The 19,406-nt window shown below is 61.5% G+C and carries 17 protein-coding genes; 10 read left to right on the forward strand and 7 right to left on the reverse strand.

Annotation, left to right across the window (positions count from 1 at the left end):
- Positions 1 to 497 precede the first annotated feature (497 nt).
- A complete protein-coding gene (locus A5692_RS05825; protein ID WP_231984204.1) occupies positions 498 to 1,976 on the forward strand; it encodes a glycosyltransferase family 87 protein in 1,479 nt (492 codons plus the stop codon).
- 106 nt (positions 1,977 to 2,082) lie between these two features.
- Here the strand turns inward: A5692_RS05825 and A5692_RS05830 are convergent, their stop codons facing one another.
- The 3 genes from A5692_RS05830 to rfbH are packed head-to-tail and all read right to left on the reverse strand — an operon-like array spanning position 2,083 to position 4,972.
- Positions 2,083 to 2,574 carry a GtrA family protein gene (locus A5692_RS05830; RefSeq protein ID WP_068053254.1) on the reverse strand — a complete coding sequence of 164 codons (492 nt, stop codon included), beginning with the start codon at positions 2,572 to 2,574 and terminating at the stop codon, positions 2,083 to 2,085.
- A complete protein-coding gene (gene rfbG / locus A5692_RS05835) occupies positions 2,571 to 3,587 on the reverse strand; it encodes a CDP-glucose 4,6-dehydratase (RefSeq protein WP_068053256.1) in 1,017 nt (338 codons plus the stop codon). The genes A5692_RS05830 and rfbG overlap by 4 nt, the downstream gene beginning before the upstream one ends.
- Positions 3,588 to 3,589: 2 nt before the next feature.
- Entirely contained in the window at positions 3,590 to 4,972 is a 1,383-nt protein-coding gene (gene rfbH / locus A5692_RS05840; protein ID WP_068053259.1) for a lipopolysaccharide biosynthesis protein RfbH, read from the reverse strand.
- Between the two features lie 131 nt (positions 4,973 to 5,103).
- On the opposite strand from rfbH, the gene rfbF reads away from it, so the two are divergent.
- Positions 5,104 to 5,880, forward strand: coding sequence for a glucose-1-phosphate cytidylyltransferase (rfbF, locus tag A5692_RS05845; protein ID WP_068053262.1), 777 nt, complete (start codon positions 5,104 to 5,106; stop codon positions 5,878 to 5,880).
- Entirely contained in the window at positions 5,877 to 6,806 is a 930-nt protein-coding gene (locus A5692_RS05850; protein WP_231984205.1) for a glycosyltransferase family 2 protein, read from the forward strand. Before rfbF ends, A5692_RS05850 begins: the two co-directional genes overlap by 4 nt.
- Before the next feature lie 144 nt (positions 6,807 to 6,950).
- Here the strand turns inward: A5692_RS05850 and A5692_RS05855 are convergent, their stop codons facing one another.
- Together A5692_RS05855 and A5692_RS05860 are read right to left on the reverse strand one after the other, a co-directional pair.
- Complete coding sequence (locus A5692_RS05855) at positions 6,951 to 7,703, reverse strand: HpcH/HpaI aldolase/citrate lyase family protein (protein WP_068053268.1); 753 nt, start codon at positions 7,701 to 7,703, stop codon at positions 6,951 to 6,953.
- Positions 7,704 to 7,705: 2 nt separating this feature from the next.
- The gene (locus tag A5692_RS05860; protein ID WP_068053272.1) at positions 7,706 to 9,517 is read right to left on the reverse strand and encodes a thiamine pyrophosphate-binding protein; all 1,812 of its coding nucleotides are present in this window, start codon (positions 9,515 to 9,517) and stop codon (positions 7,706 to 7,708) included.
- A 629-nt stretch (positions 9,518 to 10,146) separates the two neighbouring features.
- On the opposite strand from A5692_RS05860, the gene A5692_RS05865 reads away from it, so the two are divergent.
- From A5692_RS05865 to A5692_RS28040, 6 genes are all read left to right on the forward strand, one after another.
- Positions 10,147 to 10,362 carry a hypothetical protein gene (locus tag A5692_RS05865; RefSeq protein WP_068053275.1) on the forward strand — a complete coding sequence of 72 codons (216 nt, stop codon included), beginning with the start codon at positions 10,147 to 10,149 and terminating at the stop codon, positions 10,360 to 10,362.
- A complete protein-coding gene (locus A5692_RS05870) occupies positions 10,355 to 11,713 on the forward strand; it encodes an enolase C-terminal domain-like protein (RefSeq protein ID WP_068053279.1) in 1,359 nt (452 codons plus the stop codon). The genes A5692_RS05865 and A5692_RS05870 overlap by 8 nt, the downstream gene beginning before the upstream one ends.
- Positions 11,698 to 12,804 (forward strand): mannitol-1-phosphate 5-dehydrogenase, encoded by a 1,107-nt coding sequence (locus A5692_RS05875; RefSeq protein WP_068053282.1) that lies wholly within the window; start codon positions 11,698 to 11,700, stop codon positions 12,802 to 12,804. Before A5692_RS05870 ends, A5692_RS05875 begins: the two co-directional genes overlap by 16 nt.
- On the forward strand, positions 12,801 to 13,622 hold the full coding sequence (locus A5692_RS05880; protein WP_068053285.1) for an inositol monophosphatase family protein: 822 nt from the start codon (positions 12,801 to 12,803) through the stop codon (positions 13,620 to 13,622). The genes A5692_RS05875 and A5692_RS05880 overlap by 4 nt, the downstream gene beginning before the upstream one ends.
- Positions 13,619 to 14,332, forward strand: a complete 714-nt coding sequence (locus A5692_RS05885; protein WP_068053288.1) for a hypothetical protein — start codon at positions 13,619 to 13,621, stop codon at positions 14,330 to 14,332. Before A5692_RS05880 ends, A5692_RS05885 begins: the two co-directional genes overlap by 4 nt.
- Positions 14,333 to 14,953: 621 nt before the next feature.
- Positions 14,954 to 15,904, forward strand: a complete 951-nt coding sequence (locus A5692_RS28040; protein WP_197514370.1) for an FkbM family methyltransferase — start codon at positions 14,954 to 14,956, stop codon at positions 15,902 to 15,904.
- Positions 15,905 to 15,970: 66 nt separating this feature from the next.
- Here the strand turns inward: A5692_RS28040 and A5692_RS05895 are convergent, their stop codons facing one another.
- Complete coding sequence (locus A5692_RS05895) at positions 15,971 to 16,930, reverse strand: NAD-dependent epimerase/dehydratase family protein (RefSeq protein WP_197514371.1); 960 nt, start codon at positions 16,928 to 16,930, stop codon at positions 15,971 to 15,973.
- Positions 16,931 to 17,195: 265 nt separating this feature from the next.
- Positions 17,196 to 17,948, reverse strand: coding sequence for a class I SAM-dependent methyltransferase (locus tag A5692_RS05900; RefSeq protein WP_068053297.1), 753 nt, complete (start codon positions 17,946 to 17,948; stop codon positions 17,196 to 17,198).
- Positions 17,949 to 18,498: 550 nt separating this feature from the next.
- On the opposite strand from A5692_RS05900, the gene A5692_RS05905 reads away from it, so the two are divergent.
- Positions 18,499 to 19,406, forward strand: a 908-nt coding sequence (locus A5692_RS05905) for a glycosyltransferase (RefSeq protein ID WP_068053309.1), incomplete at its 3' end; no start/stop codon positions are given.

Here is a 19,406-nt window from a genome sequence, read left to right on the forward strand (position 1 = left end):
ATGCCGTGCATCGTGGTGGCGACTCGCAGACGCGGTTGACTGGCTGCGTCCGGGAAGCGTGCAAATTCGTGGTTCATGGGGTTGCCGGCACCAAGCAACCGCCCCTGCTGGCCGGAGACAGTAGCCGCCACTGTGATATTCGGTCTGGAAGAGCCTTCCCATTTACCGGATAAGCCGTACCCGCCGATGCTATGGTTGCCGCCGTGGCAGCGACCGGGTGGTCGGTCAATCGTCGGCCAGCATGGTGGATGGCGTCCATTAGAAACTGGTTGGCACCGGCTCTACTGTGCGGGTGCTATCTCAACCACCAGTTGTTGGGCTTACACGGCACACGGTTGACTGCGCGTTCCGTCCGGGCCTACCAGCGTCGCCGTTTCCCTCGACAAATTTTAGAGCAGAACTGGACGGTCATCAGACGCGGGCGACGCGATTGGAGAGACCCCGAAGGACCACGACGCTGCCTGAATGCCGGGCGGAGTCCGGGATAAACAGTGAGGATGCAGATGATGAATCGACGCTTGAAAGAGCTGCGGGGCGCGATCGCTCGCCAGTCGGAGCGCACCATCCTGCTCAGCACCGTCCTTCTCGTGTCGGCGTTTTCGGCGGCAATGGGCTACCTCCTCACCCAGTGCTTCGCGGTCGACGTGATTTCCTCCCATTTGGCCATCCCCCAGGACTGCGACCTTGACTGGAGCACGCCGGTCGGTCGGCACTGCTTCAGCGACTACGGAGCAGTCGTGAGCACCGGATCGCGGTCCAACCCCTGGGAGCCCTATCTGTACCTCCCCTGGGCCAACCAGCCATCGGGGAACCAGTACCCGGCGGCCGCCATGCTGCCGCATATGTTGTTCGGACTCCCCGCCAAATGGCTGGGCGCTCCCCTACTGGGGTTAATCGGTTACCTGCTCGCCCTGACGATCGCGGTTCTTTCTCCTGCGGTCTGGGCAGCCCGTGGGGCACGCGGTCTGGAGCGGGTGGTGGTCTTCGTTGCGTTAGGCGCCGCAGCTGTCCCGGCGTGGGCGGTCATCGATCGCGGTAACTCGGTCGGGTTCGTAGTGCCGATCGCGCTGGTTTTTTTGGTGGCATTGCGCCGACGGCGGTGGGGTCTGGTGGCGATCATGGTGGTCTTGGCCGCGCTGGTGAAACCACAGTTTGCCGTCCTCGTGATCGCGTTGTTTGCGGTCCGACAATGGCGGTTAGGCGGACTCGCCTTCGTCGGCGTCGTGGCCTCCAACATCGCCGCATATCTGCTGTGGCCGCGAAATTTTCCGGAGACAATCGCACAGACTTTGCACAACATCAGCACGAGTTCCGGCCCAGGGATCACCGATATCCGAAACGTGTCTTTCGGCAGAGCGCTCCTATTGATGCCGGATATGGTCAAGGCCGTCCAAACGGGCGGCAAAATACCGGACGGCTTCCTCGCCGGTCCGCGATCACTGCTCGGTTATGGCGTGCTGGCCATCTTCGTCGTATCCGTGCTGGCTCTTGGCCGGCGCATCCCGCCTGTTCTGGTGGGCGTTGTGTTGCTGGCTTCCGCTGTCCTTTGTGTTCCCCACGCAAACCACTATTACCTGGCATTCGCGTTGGCAGTCGCTGCGCTCGCTGTCCGGGACCCCGGCGGGCAGCCTGGCGCTGGGATATTTGACCAGCTTTCAACCGAAAGCGATCCCCGTCGGCTGGTCGGCATCTGCGTAACTCTGGCCGCGGCACTCAGCATCGCCCAGACCGCCCTGCCAGGCCCGGTGCTTCAAGTACCGATCTTCGGACAAATGGGAGCCAAAGGGGTGATCGGCAATACGACAATTGTCCAAACCACATTGTTCGTGACGCCATTCCTGTGGCTGATCGCCTGCGCGGCGATCATCGTCTCCTACGCGCGACGACCCGCTCCCTCAGACGGCAATGACCCGGGCCGGCTCGCAGAAGCTCCAACAAATACAACTGTCAGTCCTCCTCGGGTGCGCCCGAGCTGATGCCGGAGTAAACGACACAAAGGACCCGACACTTCGCCAAGGTGTTGCCGCAGGGAGCCGTTGGAACAAACCCGGCCCGCGTGTTGGAGCCGTCATCGGTACGGACCTACCTGCGCGGCGTTTCGTCCGGAGTATCGGTGGTATTACGTCTGAAAGAGAAGTATCGGTGGCCGAAGTAGCTCAGCAGCGTGGTGGATGCGACGATGATCACCTGCGCCCGGATACGGTCCAAACCCAGCTCAACCAGTAGAGGCAAGGCGACGAAGTTGACGCCGGCTGCCGTCAGGTACACGCTCCAGAACCGTACGAGGTCACGCAGCACGTGTCCGCTGACACGAAACACAAACCGTCGTTGCATTACAAAGGCGAACAGCACGCTCAACACGTGCGTGATGCCCAGTGTCACCAATGACCCCGCAACCTTGCCGAACCGCTGATCGACGACGTGGCCGACGCTTACTGAGAAAGCGGCGAAGATCGCCAACCCGACGACGGTGTTGATAGCCCCGACCACCAAGAAGGCCACCCGCTGATCGCGAATAATCCGGATCAGCGGCCCCGGCGGCGCCGATTCGGGTGATAGGTCGAATTCGCTCATCCCAGGCTCTCGAACGAGGCAATCTGTTCCTGAGTCACACCCAGTGGGTCAGCGCCCGCATGCACGCGCCGTTCCCAGTCGACCGTCCAGGCCACCGCATCGCGGAAGCCGAGTCGATTGCTCCAGCCGAGTTCGCGCTGCGCCTTGGAAGTGTCTAGAGCCAGCAGGTTCGCCTCGTGCGGATGATCGCCTGCGTCGAGTTCCCAATGCGCGCCGCCGCCCCACAGTTCGGCCGCCAGGCTGGCCACCTGGCCGACCTCGACGAAGCTGTCTCGACCCGGCCCGAAGTTCCACTGGCCGAGTCCCGAACCGGCAAGTAGTGCGTCGACCAGCGTGAGATAGCCGTTGAGGCAGTCGAGTACGTGCTGCCAGGGCCGCACCGCGTGCGGAAACCGCAACCGGGGAGCCTGGCCGTTCGCGTAGGCGGTGACGAGGTCCGGCAGCAATCGGTCCGGGCTGACGTCGCCGCCGCCAATTACGTTGCCGGCGCGGGCAATGGCGGTGGGAGCGCCGGGAAAGCTGCGGATCCAGGATTGCGCCAGCAGGTCTGCCATCGCCTTCGACGCGCTGTAGGGATCATCACCGCCCAACGGGTCAGTTTCGACGTACCCTGCCTCCTGGCCGACGTTGCGGTACACCTTGTCGGTGGTGACGACGACGTGCGCGCGCACCGACGGCGTGGCCGCGGCGGCTTCGAGCACGGCCAGCGTGCCCATGGCGTTGGTTTCGTAGGTGTACCGCGGGTGGCAATACGACTCGCGGACCAGTGGCTGAGCGGCCATGTGCACCAAGACATCCGGGGCGGCGCTCGACACTGCCGCCATCGTGGCCTGCGCGTCGCGGATGTCGACCCGAAAGTCCGAGGCAAGCCGGTCCGCGAGGCCGACGCGCTTGAACAGGCTGCCCTCGACGGGGTCGAGCGCCAGGCCGGATACCTGATGGCCGCGGCTGAGCAGCAGCAGGGTCAGCCAGGCCCCTTTGAACCCTGTGTGGCCCGTGACCAGGAAGTGCACGGCTACCGCGCAGCTTCGGCCATGTAGTCCCGGATCGATTCGGCTAGGAAGTCGAGCATCGGCCGGGTGAGGCCCGGATAGGTGCCCACCCAGAACGTCCGATTCATCACGATGTCGGAGTTAGTCAGGTCCCCCACGATCCGGAAATCGACGTTGCGGTAGGCCGGTTGCTTGACGAGGTTGCCGGCGAACAGCTGGCGGAAGCCGATCTTGCGCTCGTCGAGGAATTGCATGAACTTGGTCCGGTCGACCGGATGCTCGGGGTCGAGCGTGATCGGGAAGCCGAACCAGGAGGGGTCTGACTTCGGCGTGGCCACGGGCAGCAGCAGTCCCTCGACCCCGGTCAGCCTCGACATCAGGTAGCTGAAGTTGTCCTTGCGAGCCTGGACGAACCCGTCGAGCTTGGCCAGCTGGGACAGTCCGATGGCGGCCTGCATGTCGGTGGCCTTCAGGTTGTATCCGATGTGGCTGTAGATGTACTTGTGGTCGTAGCCCTTGGGCAGGTCGCCCAGTTGCCACTCGAACCGCTTCTGGCACGTGTTGGCCTCGCCCGGCGCGCAGTAGCAGTCTCGGCCCCAATCACGGAACGACTCGGCCTGCTTGCGGACCAGCGCCGATTTCACGAACACGGCACCTCCCTCGCCGGTCGTGATGTGGTGCGCGGGATAGAAGCTCACGGTCGCGGTGTCGCCGAAACTGCCAGTGCGTTTGCCGCCGTAGGTCGATCCTAGGGCGTCGCACGAGTCCTCGACCAGCCACAGGCCGTGCTTTTCGCACAGGTCCTGCACAACACCCAGGTCGAAAGGATTGCCTAGCGTGTGCGCCATCATGATCGCCCTGGTCTTGGGCCCCACAGCCTCGCGGAGACGCTCCGGGATCGCATCGTACGTGCCCAGCTCGATGTCTACGACGACTGGGCGCAGTTGGTTCTGAATGATCGGGTTGACGGTGGTGGGAAAGCCGGTGGCGACGGTTAGCACCTCGTCACCGGGCTCGAGCGGCCGCTTCCGGAACCGTTTGTGGGCTAATTTCGCGCTCGTCAGGGCGCTCAGCGCGACGAGGTTTGCGCTTGACCCGCTGTTGACGAAGATCGCGCCGCGGGCGCCCACGTAGCGGGCGAGTTCGCGCTCGAATATCGGATGGAAACGACCTGCGGTCAGCCAGCCGTCGAGGCAGGCGTCGACCAGTGCGGCGAAGTCCTGTGGGTCGAGGACCTTGCCCGACACGGGGACCGGCGTCGTGCCGGGGACGAATTCGGATGTCGCGAGCTTGCGCTTCGCGTAGCCGCGAACCGCCGCGAGGATGTCCGCGCGATCCTCCTCAAGCCCGCGATCACCAGACCCATCTGTATCGAGTCGTGAAATGAGATCTCCTCGAGAGTCCATGATCCATACAGTGTGCGACGGCCTTGAAACCCCACCGGGCGCGCTGCGACATTGCTAGTCTGTCACCTGCACGAAGCTGCGTCAGCTTAACCGCGCGGGGGAATGATTACCGTGAGATTGGACCGCTGGTCATGAAAGCCGTGCTTCTCGCGGGTGGTCTTGGGACCCGGATGCGGGAGGAGACCGAGTTCCGCCCGAAGCCAATGGTGGAGGTCGGCGGTCGGCCGGTGCTGTGGCACATCATGAAAATCCTTGGCCACTACGACATTTCCCAGTTCGTGGTCTGCACGGGTTACAAGAGCGAGCACATCAAGAACTACTTTTCGAACTACGGGGTGTCCAATCTGGACTTCACCATCACCCTCGGCGACCAGTCGAGTATCAAGTACCACGGTTCGCACGACGAATTCAACTGGCGAGTGACCGTCGCCGACACCGGCCTCAACACGATGACGGGGGGCAGGATCAAACGCATCCAGAAGTACGTGCGCGACGAGACGTTCCTCTGTTCATATGGTGACACTGTTGCCAATGTCGACATCGCGGGTCTGCTGAAGTTCCACCATGCGCACGGCAAGCTTGCCACCGTGACGGCAGCCCAGCCGATGAGCCGGTTCGGAGTCATCGACCTCGAGGAGGACGGTGCAGTCACCAGATTCCGCGAAAAGCCGCAGATCGACGACTGGGTCAACATCGGCTACTTCGTGTTCGAACCGAGAGTGTTCGACTACCTCGATAACGACGACACGGTGCTCGAGGACAAGCCAATGCGCCTGCTCGCAGAAGACCGCCAGATCGCCGCATTCCCTCACGACGGATTCTGGCAGCCTATGGATACATTCCGGGAATCGCAGCTGATGAACGACTTGTGGAATAGCGGAAACCCGCCCTGGAAGGTGTGGGAGTGAAGAAGATCTCCCTAATCATCCCGGCGTACAACGAAGAAGAATGCGTCGATGAGCTAGCTCGCCGGCTGGCCCTGGTGTTCGACTCCGAGCCGACCTACGAGTTCGAGGCGATCATCGTGGAAAACGGTTCGACCGACGACACGATGGACAAGTTGCTCGCTATTCATACGGCGGACCCGCGGTTCAAAATCTTGCAACTGGCCCGCAACTTCCGGATGGATGGCGGCCTAACAGCTGGCCTTAACGTGGTCGACGCTGATGCCGTCGTGCTTATGACCGCCGACTTGCAGGATCCGCCGGAATTCATCCCGGAAATGATCCGTAAGTGGGAAGAAGGCTACGAGAACGTATACGGGGTCGTGACCGAGCGGACTGGCACCGGACCGATCCGCAAGATGAACTCCCAGCTGTTCTATTGGCTAGCAGGCAAACTGACAGACGACCGTGTCACCAGCAACGCCGCTGACTTCCGATTGGTCGACCGGAAAGTTTACGAGGTCGTTCGTTCGATGGAGGAACGTAACCGATTCGTCCGGGGTCTGTTCTCCTGGGTTGGCTTCAAGTCGATCGGTATTCCGATGAAGCGAGCACCTCGCTTCGCCGGCGAATCCAAAGCGTATACGCTCACTGTGCTCGATCTAGCAGGGAAAGGCATTCTCGCCCATTCCTATGTGCCGCTGCGGCTGATCACTCTCACTGGTTTTATCGTGTGCGCTTTCGCGGCCATCACGGTCTTCGTGCTCGCAGCGCGGTTTGTCTTGTATGGGGTGCCCTTCCCCGGATTCGGTTCGCTCATCTGCGTCATGTTGATCGGATTTGGGATCGTTGCTCTGCTTCTCGGGGTTGTAGGCGAGTACCTCGCGCTCATTTACGAGGAAGTGAAAGAACGACCCAATTTCATTATTAGCAGGAAGGTCGGCTTATAACTGCCCCTGAAAATCACAGACCGGTCGACCCTTCAAACGGATTGTATTCCTGCCCAGCCTTAGTTCAACCTCGCGGTGCTTCCGGCGATCTGAACTCACGTGTCCGAACCGTGAACGAAGGGCGACCTCTGTTCAGCCAGTAATCTAGCTGAAGGAGGCGCGTAGTGCCGCGCCGCCTTGGTACGCGAGTTGCAGGTCCGAGCCATACTCGATGAGCGTCGCTCCGAGGTCTGCAAGGCGTCGAACACCTTCGGCGGTGTCGGTGAATGCCCCCAAGCGCAAGCCCTTCCCGGTCACCAAGGTGGCGACCTTCTGCATCGCCTCCGCGACAATTGGGTTCCAGACGTCCCCGGGCACACCGTAGGAAGCCGACAAATCCCACGGGCCGATGAAGACCGTGTCGATACCCGGCACCGACGTGATCGCCTCGATGTTATCGACGCCCACGTGGTCCTCGATCTGCAGGACGAGTCGGACATCCTCATTGGCTCCACGCATATAGTTGTCTTTGGGGACGTCGCTGAACCCGGCTGCACGCACGAAGCGGCAGAGACCACGTCCTCCCTCCGGGGAGAAGTGACTTAACCGCATGGCCTCTTCGGCATCCGCGGCGGTCTGGACGAAGGGCACCTGCACGTAGCGGACTCCGAGGTCGAGCACCTTCTTGAAATACATCTCGTTGCGGAGCGGGATACGCACCACGAGCGGCATGCCGTACAGCTCGGCCGCCAGCACCATCGGGTACAGCGCCGCCGGCTCCAACGGCGTGTGCTCCATGTCGGCGACCGCGAAATCGAAGCCTCCGCGCGCCAGCACCTCGACCATCTCCGGGTGTGGGCACTTGATGAATGGCCCGAGCGAGAAGGACGTGCCGCCGTAGGCATGGCTGCGCTGCATCGCTACTCCTCCGGAAGCATGGGGATGAGCATGTTCGCCGCGAGTTGCTCACGCGGCAGGAACGGCGCGAGATCCTCCAGCGGCGGTGAGAACAGCGTGCCATCGCGGCGCACCTTCACCGCCATCTTCGGCCCGAGGAACTGCTCGGCCGGGATCATAACCTCGGCGAAGACCGGCCCCGGTGTCTCGAGTACGTCCGCGATGAACTCGTCCACCTTGGTGTCGTCGGTGAGGCGGAAGTGCTCGAAGCCGAAGGCCAGCGACAACCGCTCGAAGTCCGGCACTGTCACTCCGGACTCTGGCGTGCAGGCGCTGAGGCGGTCGCCGAATATAGCTCGCTCCGTGTGCTGGATCGTCAAGTAGCCCATGCTGTTCAGCAGGAAGATCTTTAGTGGCAGCTGGTTATGAATCACCGTCTGCAGTTCCTGCAGGTTCATCATCAGCGAGCCGTCAGCGCCGACGAAGATCGTCCTCCGTCGACCCGAACCCACACAGGCACCGATCGCGCCAGGCAGGCCGAAGCCCATTTCACCAAGGCCCGTCGAGGTGACCATGCGCTGCCCGCGCTTGATGCGGATTGTCGCGTGCGTGCACGTCAGGCTTGTGCCCATGTCGGTGCAGATCACGTCGTCCTCGGTGAGGGCGTCGGAGAGGCGATCGATGAAAAGGTAGCTGTTCACACGCTCCGGGACGTGTTCCTGGTGTTCCGGTCCGTAGGGCGGATAGTCGCGGCGCCATTGCTGCACCCTCTGAACCCATGGCGTGTACGACGACGGCTCGATGCCGTGCTCGCCCGCGCCAAGCTGCCGCTCAAGCTCCTCGAGGAAGTCGGCCACATTCGCGTTTACGGCCAGGTCCCACGCCGGGTTGAGCTTGGCGATCTCAGCGGGGTCGATCTCCACGAGCCCCTTCTTGGCAGCGCGTGCGAACTCGGTCTGCACGTAGCCGAGCTGGGGGATCGCCATGCGCGTACCGAGACCGAAGACGAAGTCGCAGTTCTGCACCGCGAAGTTCGCAGCACGTTGCCCGTAGTTGCCAGCCCGTCCGGCCTGCAGCGGGTGGTCGTCCTCCAGCAAGTCGATGCCGTTCCACGCGATAAGAGCCGGGATGCCGAGCGCTTCGAGGACCCGACGGAATCGGTCCTGCGCGCCGGCGAGGCGGATACCGTTGCCTGCCCAGAAAAGCGGCCGCTCGGCAGCCCGCGCCATCGCGAGAAACTGCTGCACCTCGGCGATCATCGACGGCTTCTCGACCGCGGGCGGCTCAAAGGACGGCAGCTTGTCCCAGTCGACCTGGGCGAACTGGATGTCCTGCGTGATCTCGACCCAGACCGGGCCGGGACGCCCTTCGTAGGCGAAGTAGAGCGCCTTCTCAAGTTCGTAACGAAGTTGCTGGGGCTTCTGGATGCTCGTCGCGTACTTTGTCACAGGCGTGACGATCGAGACCATGTCTAGCCCCTGAACTCCTTTGCCGCGCAGCGCGGTCGGCGGGTTAAGGAAGGTGGAGTTTTCTTGTCCTGCGATTGCCATCATCGGGATCGAGTCGAGGTGGGCACTTGCGATGCCGGTGATCATGTTCGTCGCGCCGGGGCCGGCCGTACACATCATCACGCCGAGCTGACCAGAGAGGCGATGCGTCATGGATGCGGCCATCACGCCCGCCTGCTCATGATGTGGGCAGAGGTAGTTTAGATCGGGGTGCCGCGCGATCGCGTCGATAAGGCGGATATCGGCCGCACCGCTGATAGCGAAGATGTCGCGGGCACCGGTGCGCGCCAGAAAGTCTGCAAGGGCCTCGGAAACGGTCTCTGTCATGCCTGCTGTCCGTCCTCACCGGGTTGCCTAGCGGGTTGATCCTGAAGAAGGGCGACCTCACGGGGGGAGTCTGGTGTGTAGTTCGTCCGAGGGCCGGTAATGATGGCCGCCCGCCCCTTGACCCACCGGTAACGAAGTCGTGAAATGAGATCACCTCCGGAGTTTGCGGGTGAAACCCGTATCTTATTCGTCGGGTCGGCAAAACCCACCGCGGGCCGTCCGGCCATTGCTAGTCTGTCATCGGCAATCATCTACGTCACCGGATACTGCGTCGGGGGAACGACTGCTTTGCGATTTGACAACCGACCATGAAAGCCGTATCCCACGCGGGTGGTCTCAGCACCCGCATGCGTGAGGAGACCCGGCTCCGGCCCAAACCAATGATGAAGGTGGGCGGTCGGCCGGTGCTGTGGCACATCATGAAAATTACTGACCACCACGGTTTTTCCGAGAGTTGTGATCTGCACAGGCTACGAGGATGAGCACGTCAAGAACTACTTTTCAAACTATGACCGCTACGCCTGCATCCGGTCGACGGACGATCGCTATTTCGAGGGGAGAAGGCTCGTCACAGACGTATCGAATGGCGTGTTCATCGCCGAGTACCCGTCCCTCGCCGCGGCGTTGGCATGCCGTATCGCAGCGTGCGGTCGCTGACCGAACTCGACAAGGTGCTGGGCGAATTGTTGCTCCCAGGCCTGTCCGGTCCGGTCGCGCTGAAAGCCTTCACATACTTCGATCAGGCGGCCGAACCGCTTGTGGCGTCGCGTCCCAACGCTCAAGGCGAGTTCGTCAGCCCATCGCTGGCCGACATGGATCCGCCGATCGACGCGATTCATGTCTGAGACCGTGACGCGTGAAGAGCTGGTAGGGGCTCTGACCAACTTCCGGTTCGAAGCAGGTAAATGGCGGTTCGTTGATCTGCGCATCGACATCCCGCCTGGGTCGTTCGGCAGCGATGCGATCAATCCGCACACGCAGTATTCCAACCCGGTGGCCCTGGCGGAGGGTGACGCGGGCCCAGCAGTCGGCGCCTCGTTCACGCTCGGCGCCGGCAACGAGATGATCTGTGCCGGCGCGGAATTCATCATCAACGAACTCGACGGGCTCACCGTCGGTGACCTTATGGCGCGCGGGCGCGGATTCTACGAGACCTTGACCAATCCCCTGCAGCTGCGCTGGCTTTCGCCGAATGCGGGCTTGCCGTTGATGGCCGGCGGGCTAGTGGTGAACACGCTGCTCGACGCCGCTTCGAAAGCCGTAGGGCTGCCTGCGTGGGAGTTTCTCGCGCGGTTGCCGACCGATGTTCTGATGAGTCTGATCAACCTGCGCCATCTCGACGAGCGCTATGATGCGGCGACCGTGCGCCGGGTTTTTGACCTAGGTCTCTCCGACATCGACATGCGTTGCGCTCGTTTGAAAGCGGAGGGTTTGCCGGTCTATTACACGACTTGGATCGGCCATGACGCCGAGACGATCGCGAAGCAGATCGTCGCCCAGCATTGCGGCCGCGGCATCCGAATGTTCAAGGTGAAGATCAGCAGCGACATCGAAGGTGATGCGCGGAAGCTAGCCCGAATACGTCAGCTTGTTCCGGAAGGGATCGATCTTTGCGTCGACGCCAATCAGACACTCGACGCGAATGAGGCACGGGCGTGGCTTCAGCTGCTCGCAGACCAAGGCGTCAAATGGCTCGAAGAGCCGTTCGCACCCGACAATGCTCGCTTGTTTCGCGATCTCGTGGGATTCAAGCACGACAACGCCCTCTCTTGCGAAGTTGTGACCGGCGAAAATTGCCCCAATCACTTCACCGCGTCTGCGCTCATCGATAGCGGCATCGATCGCTTTCAGGCCGACCCATGCCGCATGCTCGGTCTAGTCGATGCGATCCTTGTAACGGTCGTAGCGGCACTGCGCAATTGCGCGGTGACGCCGCATGCCGGTGGCTCGGGACTCGACGAACTCTCGCCGCACATTCAGCTGTTCAATCTGGCGCGTATCCGCACCGACTTAGCACCGTCTGCTTCGTTGACGGAGAATGTCGGTTTTTGCTCCCGCTTCTTCGCTGCTCCCACGATTGTGAATCAAGGGCGGGCGTTAGCGCAGCAGACCCCCGGTTTTCTAGTCGGGCTTGAGTCCGAAGTGATGCACCACGTGCGCGGCTATAAGGAGGGCGTTTCTTGGCTCACGCTCTGATCATCGGCTGCGGCGCCATAGGCCGCGGCTTTGTTCCCTGGATCCTGCAGAACTTCGAGGTCGATTTTCACGACGCCTCGCACGAACTCGCAGCGGGGATTTCCGCGCAGGGCGGTTACAGCTCCTACATGAGCGATGGCGAGAACCTGTCGCACATGCGGGTGACACCGCGAAAAGTTACAGCAGACTTCGGCGAGCTGAACCCGGCGGACTACGACATCGCCTTTATTTCCGTGGGGCCGCGAAACGTTGAGCGGCTGCCGGCCGGCGTGTCGAGAATCGCCTGTCCCATCTACAGCCTTGAGAACGACCCGATCACCGTCGACTTGATCAAACAGCGCTACGGATTGGAGGCGGTCTATTTCGGAGTCCCGGACGTGATCACCTCATCGACTGCCGCGCCCGAGAGCCTCGCCAAGGATCGCTACGCGATCCACACCGAAAACGGCGTCATGTACCTGCAGCACAGCGACCGTGTGTCCGACAGTCTGAAGGCGGCGCTGCCGGACGTGAAATGGCTACCTGTGGAACGACTTAACCAGGAATGGGACGCGAAGCTCTACATCCACAACACGCCGCATTGCATCGCGGCGTATCTCGGCTTTATCGCGGGATGCACCTACCTGCACGAAGCGCTGGCCAAGCCAGCGATCCGGCGCGTGGTCGACGGGGTGATCGAGGAACTACTCTACGCTCTCAAGGTCACGACCCACTACGACCACCACTTCATCGAATCCTATGCCGAGAAGGAGGTCCGGCGCTTCGCGAACAGGCTCCTTTTCGATCCGGTCAGCCGCGTCGCGCGCGAGCCGATCCGCAAGCTGCATCCCTCCGGCCGGCTCACCGGGGCGCTGCGGCTGCTCCTGTCTGCGGGAGTTCGGCCGGTCTATCTCACCATCGGCATCGGTTCGGCGCTGCACTATTTGGCGAAGCACGACGCCGATTTCCGCCAGCTGTCATATCTCAATGAGTTTGGCCTGCCGGCCTTCTTGCAATACCACCTGTCGCTGCGGCCCGACTCACTTGAATCCCGTTACATCCAGCAGTCTTTCGCGGGAGTAAGCGCCTATCTTCGCCGGGAGATCGCATGAGCCTGCTGTCCCTTGCCGCGCAGGTTTGCAACGTCTTTGGCGCCGCTGAAGATAGCGGGCTGCGAATGGTGCAGAAGGTCAAGGACGATCAGGCGCGCGATGTGGTGTCGGCGCTAGATCAGCGCCTCCATGCAATGACGGCGTCTTATGTCGCTGACTGCATGCCTGGTTGCACCCTCCTCTCAGAAGAAGGCGCGGCGCCCAGCGATGATCTCGCGGCGCTCGCACAGGGCGAATGGCTTGTGGTCGATCCGCTGGACGGATCGAATAACTATGTCCTGTCCCTGCCCGGCTACGGGTTCATGGCCGCCCATCTCGTCGACGGTGTCGTCTCCGGTTCCGTCGTAGTCCTACCGGAGCACGACCTTTACATCGTTTTTGAGCATGGCGAACTCTTGCTCTCCCAGCGTTTCGCACCACCATCGGCTGCTGCCTCGGCACCGATTTACTACGCCTATCCGCCCCGCTTGTCCGAGGCGGGACGCCGGGCCCGGGCGGAGTTGCTCGATTTGGTTGATCAACGGTCGACCGGGCTCTATCGCTACGGATCAGCGTGCATGGGTGCGTACAACTTGCTGCGGGGTCGACACGGGGCGTTCATCGGCCATCGCGTCCGTGTGTGGGATGCGCTTGCCTATGTCCCGCTGCTGCATTGGTTCGGCTTGCCTGCCAGATATCACCTTGGCGCATCCGACCTCACACTGATCGCGGGGTTCGATGAGAAATTTGTCGATGAAGCTTGCGCAGTCATATCCGCCCACGAGGCGATTACGTTCAATACGATCTCCCATGATGCAAAGCTGGTGATCTCCATATGAGCCGAGCGCTTGTCCTCTTCTGCGGCGGTCCGCCCATCTATTCGGGCTCGCCCAAGCCGTTGCAGACGCTACCCACGGGTGAGACGCTGCTTGAACGTTTCCTGCGCCACGTCGAGCCGCGGGTGACCAATGACGTCATGATCCTTAGCGACGCCGCTTTCGCCGCGGAATATGAGTCAGTCGCCCGACGTCTGGCCTACTCCGCCGCCCTCAGGGTGTACGCCTGCGCCGACGGGTCCACCACACTGACAAAACTCAGCGAGTTCCTCGACTCGAGCTATCCAGCCGACCGCGTCGTCGAGTTCAGCTATCCAGACGTGTTCGTGGCCGGCGAAATCGCGACGCCCGCGGACGACGATCCCCGGCTCGTCGACGGCGTGTTCATCAGTTATACGCCGATCTTCTCCCGTTTTCCGCGCCTGGTGGTCGACACCTATGACGGCGATGTAAAAGGAATTTCAAATCACTCCAGTCATGTTCCGGCAAACCCACTGCACGTCTTCGGCGGTCACTTGATAGCGCGCGTGGGCGTGATCAAATCGCTGCTTGAGGCCTTTCAAGCCGAGGCAATGCTGCCGTCGCCGAGCCTGGAGTTCGACATGTTCTACTGGCTCATCAACAGGTCGCGCATGCACGCAATGGCAATCGATGGCAGATGGGTTCAAGCCGATTCTCCGCGCGAAATCGCAGCGGTCGTGAGCCAGTTCTGATCTGAGCGTGATACCTGCAGCCCGTCAGATGGAAGCGAGACGACGACGGGCCCACCGCGGTCTTCACTAGCTCGGCTCGCATCCGGGCACGCGACGGGGACAGACCCGGCCGTACTTCCCCAGGCAGTTGCTCCGCACTAGGACTCAACGACCGGCCGGGCGCGCGGAAAATCTCCGTGCCCGATGCGCACCAACCTTCCAACATCCCGCTGGCGGCGACCTGTCGGGCATCACGGAAGCGAACAGCTCGGAACACCTCGTGTGGCACTCGTCGCTGCTACCGCGGCGCCATACGTCGACCGGGCGGTGAAACGCCGGGATCGCCCAGGACGGCTCTGCTTCTGCGGCGGTGTGGCCAGCGATCCGCTCCCTTCATGCCGCGCTCGGGTTGGGCCTTGGTCATCCAGTGACGGTGGGCCTTTAGAGTGAGAGGACACTCCCCGGAATGGCAGCGCTGACAGGCCGAGGATAGGCAACATATGTAGATATGAATATGCCGGATGCTAGGTTAGTCACTGGCGTTTGGGTATGTACTGGGACGATGCCTCCTTGAGGACGGCGGTAATGAGTGGCTACGTTCAGAAACGACAAGTCAATTGCGATGACGACGGGAGTTTCACTGTGAGCATCAAGGACAGCATTAGGCGCTGGATTAACCAGAATTCGCTAACTCGAAGATGGTTCGTGGCCGTTTGTGCGCGTTTTACTGTCCCATTGTATACGTTGCAGCGATTTCTCAGTGCTAAAGATTTAAAAGGTAAATTACGTATGTTTGCGTGGCGCCAAGTCCTCGCGTCGTTCGATAACGCTTCACTCGAAAAAATTGAGGTCGTCGCCGGAAGCGCGACCTTTTTTTACCAAGATGGCTGCGCATTCAAAGTGACCGATTCCGCTGTCTCGAATAGCCGCGCGTTATGGATTGACGCGGAGTACGAGCGAGCAGAAACTGCTTTGCTGCGCCGGATCGTAAAACCGGGTTGGACTGCAGTCGATGCTGGCGCGAACTTCGGTTGGTATGCCATCCATCTTTCACATCTTGTCGGCGCGGAAGGAAATGTCTTTGCGTTCGAGCCTGTGCCCGCCACTTTCCAGGAGTTGGAATCTAACGCGGCGCTCAATTCTTGCGAGAACCTCGAACTGTTTTGCAAGGCGATCGGAAATAGTGTGGAGTCGATAGATATCTATGTTCCGCAGATAGCTTTGGGCAGCGGGGCCGCGTCGCAATTCCTAGACACCGGTGAGAAAATTCAAGTTCCGATGACCAGGCTGGATGATTTCGTCGACGATAAAGGGTTGACCAGAGTCGACTTCATCAAGGCCGACATCGAAGGAGGTGAATTGGCTCTGCTGCGCGGCGGCGAACAACTTTTGACGAAATTTCATCCCACCATCTTGATCGAGATCGTTGATATCCACTGCCAGCGGTTTGGTCACTCACCGGAGGATGTCTACAACTGCCTGGTCGGGAAAGGGTACACCGGCCGTCATATCACGGCTCAAGGAGAGCTTGTCGATCTTGATCCACGGCATCTGCCCAACGGGAATTTTTTGTTCGAGCCGCAATCTTCGTGAACCTCATGCCCGGCCGTGCAGCCGGTAGGGCCTGATACTTCAACTGCTGTGGTGCGCCAGCAGGTTTCAACGAAAGCTGGTGAGTGTGCGGAGAAAGCCGTCGCGCGGACCGGTTCGGGGTACCCAACCCAGGCCGCGCAGGCGGGATACGTCGGGACATGTGCGCTGGATTGGGCTGGGCAGGTACGTATCGGTGGCGGCCGCCCCTTCCTGGCGCACCCGCAGTCTACGTTCAGGCTCCAGCCCCGCGATCAGGTTGGCTAGCTCCAGGACGGTGAGCTCGGCTCGGTCGTTGCCGACGTTGTATGCCGCGCCCACCGTGCCTTTGAGCAAGATGGTGAAGCAGCCCTCGACGATGTCGGCTACGTAGCCGAAGGCCCTGCTCGCCCGGCCGTCGCTCCGCATCACTAGGTCGCGGGCCGCCAGGGCGTCGCCGACGAAGTCGGAGAAGTTTCGACCGTCGCTCAGGGGCATACCCGGCCCATAAGTATGAAAGATCCGCGCCATGGTAGCGGGGACGCCCTCCTGGGCGGCATAGCAGGCACATAGCGTCTCGCCCGCCCGCTTACCCTCGCCGTAGCAGGACCGGACCTGGGTGGGATCCAGAAACCCATACGCGTCCTCATGTGTGGGGATGACCTGGTCGTTGCCTAAGCCGTACACCTCCCCAGAGCTGAAGAATAGAAACCCGTCCGGCGGCCTGAGCTCTAGCAGTTCCCGGGTGGCGAACACGTTGGCTGCGAAGGTGCCAATGGGATCCCGGCCGAAGGCCCGCGGGGAGCCGGGACTAGCAGCGTGGACTATGAAATGGACCGGCTCGTCCCGGGGCGTCGGGGTACACGCATCCTGCACCACGAAGCGCAAGTCTTCCCGCGTGCCATGGATAGGGAATCGCTCTCGGAGCGCTTCGGCCCGCCGGGCCATAGCTAGCACCCGTACCGGCGCCAGATTCCGTGACTCATTCAGCCGCAGCAGGGTTTCCACCACGTAGGCTCCCAGGAATCCCGCCGCACCTGCTACCAGCACGGTCCGGCCCGCAAACCGCTCCCAGGGCAGCGGCGCTTCGAGGATCCGGTCAAGATCGGCCTCGACGATGGGGTGGCGCGCGGGGGCGGTAATGGTGAGATCCTAACGTTTGTTAATTGGGCTGGTTCGACCGCAGCCGCTGTCAGCGGATTCGAGCTAGACCTGCAAACCACGAACATTCATTCCCGAGCCCAAGGACGGTATAGACTCCCCTGCGGGCCCTGCCACTGCTTCGATCTTTACTTGGCACCTATTTAGCCGCAATCTACCGAAAAACGCTGTGCGGCATGCTTCGCCGTCCATTTGCTCGGTGAATCACCGCTATGGAGTCGTAACACTCGACCTTCTCAAGGAGCGTTGTCGCGAGAGGCACGGAGAGCACCGTCGACCGACTTGGGCTGCCTTCGAGGAAATTGTGGATCCCCGTGGTTACCTGGTAGTGCGCGTGCATGGCGTCGATAAGCCACTTCGTGAAGTCGACGAACGACATAGGGCTGTCGCGGAAAGGAAACCAATAGTTCGCGTGAATGTCTTCAACCAGGTAGACCCCACCTGACGCCAACCCGTTAGGAAACAGGTAACGGAACGTGTCCACCATGTGCGATGCCATGTGACTGCCGTCATCCAGAATCACATCGAAGGGTCCGAACTCAGTCACGACGTTCTTCAGAAAAGACTCATCGACCTGACTGCCTATGCGCACGTGCACTCGTTGCGCTGGTTCGTCGAACCGCCGAGTATCTGGCTCGATGTCGATGCCGACGATCACCGTCTCCGGATGCAGGTATCGCCGCCACATTTGGAGCGAGCCGCCTCGCGCGACGCCGATCTCAAGCATCCGGATGGGCCGCGAACGGAACGCGGAGAGCGCCGACTCATAGACCGGCAAATAGTGCAGGCACTTGTGCACGTTCTCCGTCGTCGCGAAAATCGACCCTAACTCCCCCTCCGGGACTGCTGTGTCCGATGCTTCCCAGCGCACCTCAGCGCTCAGCTCCGGGCCTAGGGCCTCAAGCATTCTGCGCCTGCCGCGATAGGGGTAACGGCGGATCACAAATGGCGGTCGTCGCGACGGAACAGGGATGAATACGTGGAAAAAATCGCGGATATGCATCTTCAAGTCGCAAGCACCTACCTCTGGCGGCACTCAGATGTGCCAACCGCTCTGACTTCGACGTCATGTTTTGAGCTTCACCTCGCAAAGTGCGAGTCCTAGCGATTGCTCGCGGCTCACGCTACCCTACCGTCGAAACGTGTCGTTCAGTTTCGGTGGCTACGCACTCGAGGGATCGAACGTCAGCAGGTGCCAGCTACGGTCCCACTGATAGTCCTTCTGGAACAAAAACAAACGGCAACTTCGAGCATCGATCGTGAACATAGATTCGAACGTACGAGGTGTGCGTTGCGGGCTCGGCTGCCACCGGCCCGTTGACGCCGACAATGCCCTGGGGCATCCGTCTACCTCCTCCGCAGAACCAACGATGAATGCCCAACCGGCATCCGAGAGTTAGACATAATGACCTCAGGACTCGCCTATGCGCACGACCACCGAAAGGCAGGCTTTCGTCGTGAAATTTGCCCTGGCCAGCTCCGGAAGCCGCGGCGATGTCGAACCTTGCACCGCGCTCGGCGTTGAACTGCAGCGCCGTGGGCACGAAGTCGCCCTGGCCGTCCCGCCGAATCTGATCGGACTCGTCGAGTCGGCCGGGCTCTCCGCGGTCGCCTATGGGCCAAACCAGGAGGACGGCTACTGGGACACCGACTTCCTGCGGCATTGGTGGCGGGTTCGGGAAGTGGCCCGGTTGTGGCGCGAAGCTCAGAAACTTCTCGCCCAGGCCTGGGCGGAGATGAGCAAGACGCTCCTGGGGCTGGCCAACGGCGCGGATTTGGTGTTCAGCGGTCCGGGATTCCCCGCAATCCCGGCCAACATTGCGGAGTACTACGACGTTCCGTTCGCCACCATGCACTACTTTCCGATGCTGCCCAACGGCCAGACCGTTCCCAACCTGCCGTCGCCGGTGATCCGCTCAGTGATGACGGCGCTCGACTGGTCCCAGTGGCGGGTGACCAAGAAGGCCGAGGACGCGCAGCGTCGCGAACTGGGTCTGCCGAAGGCAACCGTTCCCGCGCCGCGAAGAATCACCAGGCGCGGATCGCTGGAAATCCAGGCCTACGACCAGGTGTGCTTCCCCGGGTTGGCCGCCGAGTGGGCGAAATGGGCTGACCAGCGGCCATTCGTCGGAACGCTCACGATGGAGCTGACCACGGATGCCGACGCCGAGATCGCGTCCTGGATCGCCGCGGGCACACCGCCGATCTGCTTCGGCTTTGGCAGCACGGTGGTCAACTCCCCAACCGACACGGTCGCCCTGATCAGCGCGGCCTGCGCGGAATTGGGTGAACGCGCGCTGATTTGCGCGGGCTGGAGCGATTTCAGCGAGGTGCGACTTCCCGAGCACGTCAAGGTGGTGGGCGC

This window comes from Mycobacterium sp. E342, assembly GCF_001667665.1.
Lineage (GTDB): Bacteria > Actinomycetota > Actinomycetes > Mycobacteriales > Mycobacteriaceae > Mycobacterium.

What these genes read in the sequence shown, in the direction of transcription:
- A5692_RS05880 (WP_068053285.1), top strand. Translation starts at nt 12,801, where the DNA reads ATGAGCCTGCTGTCCCTTGCCGCGCAGGTTTGCAACGTCTTTGGCGCC.
- A5692_RS05825 (WP_231984204.1), top strand. Translation starts at nt 498, where the DNA reads ATGCAGATGATGAATCGACGCTTGAAAGAGCTGCGGGGCGCGATCGCT.
- A5692_RS05855 (WP_068053268.1), bottom strand. Translation starts at nt 7,703, where the DNA reads ATGCAGCGCAGCCATGCCTACGGCGGCACGTCCTTCTCGCTCGGGCCA.
- A5692_RS05830 (WP_068053254.1), bottom strand. Translation starts at nt 2,574, where the DNA reads ATGAGCGAATTCGACCTATCACCCGAATCGGCGCCGCCGGGGCCGCTG.
- A5692_RS05860 (WP_068053272.1), bottom strand. Translation starts at nt 9,517, where the DNA reads ATGACAGAGACCGTTTCCGAGGCCCTTGCAGACTTTCTGGCGCGCACC.
- A5692_RS05885 (WP_068053288.1), top strand. Translation starts at nt 13,619, where the DNA reads ATGAGCCGAGCGCTTGTCCTCTTCTGCGGCGGTCCGCCCATCTATTCG.
- A5692_RS05865 (WP_068053275.1), top strand. Translation starts at nt 10,147, where the DNA reads ATGCCGTATCGCAGCGTGCGGTCGCTGACCGAACTCGACAAGGTGCTG.
- A5692_RS05900 (WP_068053297.1), bottom strand. Translation starts at nt 17,948, where the DNA reads ATGCTTGAGGCCCTAGGCCCGGAGCTGAGCGCTGAGGTGCGCTGGGAA.
- rfbH (WP_068053259.1), bottom strand. Translation starts at nt 4,972, where the DNA reads ATGGACTCTCGAGGAGATCTCATTTCACGACTCGATACAGATGGGTCT.
- A5692_RS05870 (WP_068053279.1), top strand. Translation starts at nt 10,355, where the DNA reads ATGTCTGAGACCGTGACGCGTGAAGAGCTGGTAGGGGCTCTGACCAAC.
- rfbF (WP_068053262.1), top strand. Translation starts at nt 5,104, where the DNA reads ATGAAAGCCGTGCTTCTCGCGGGTGGTCTTGGGACCCGGATGCGGGAG.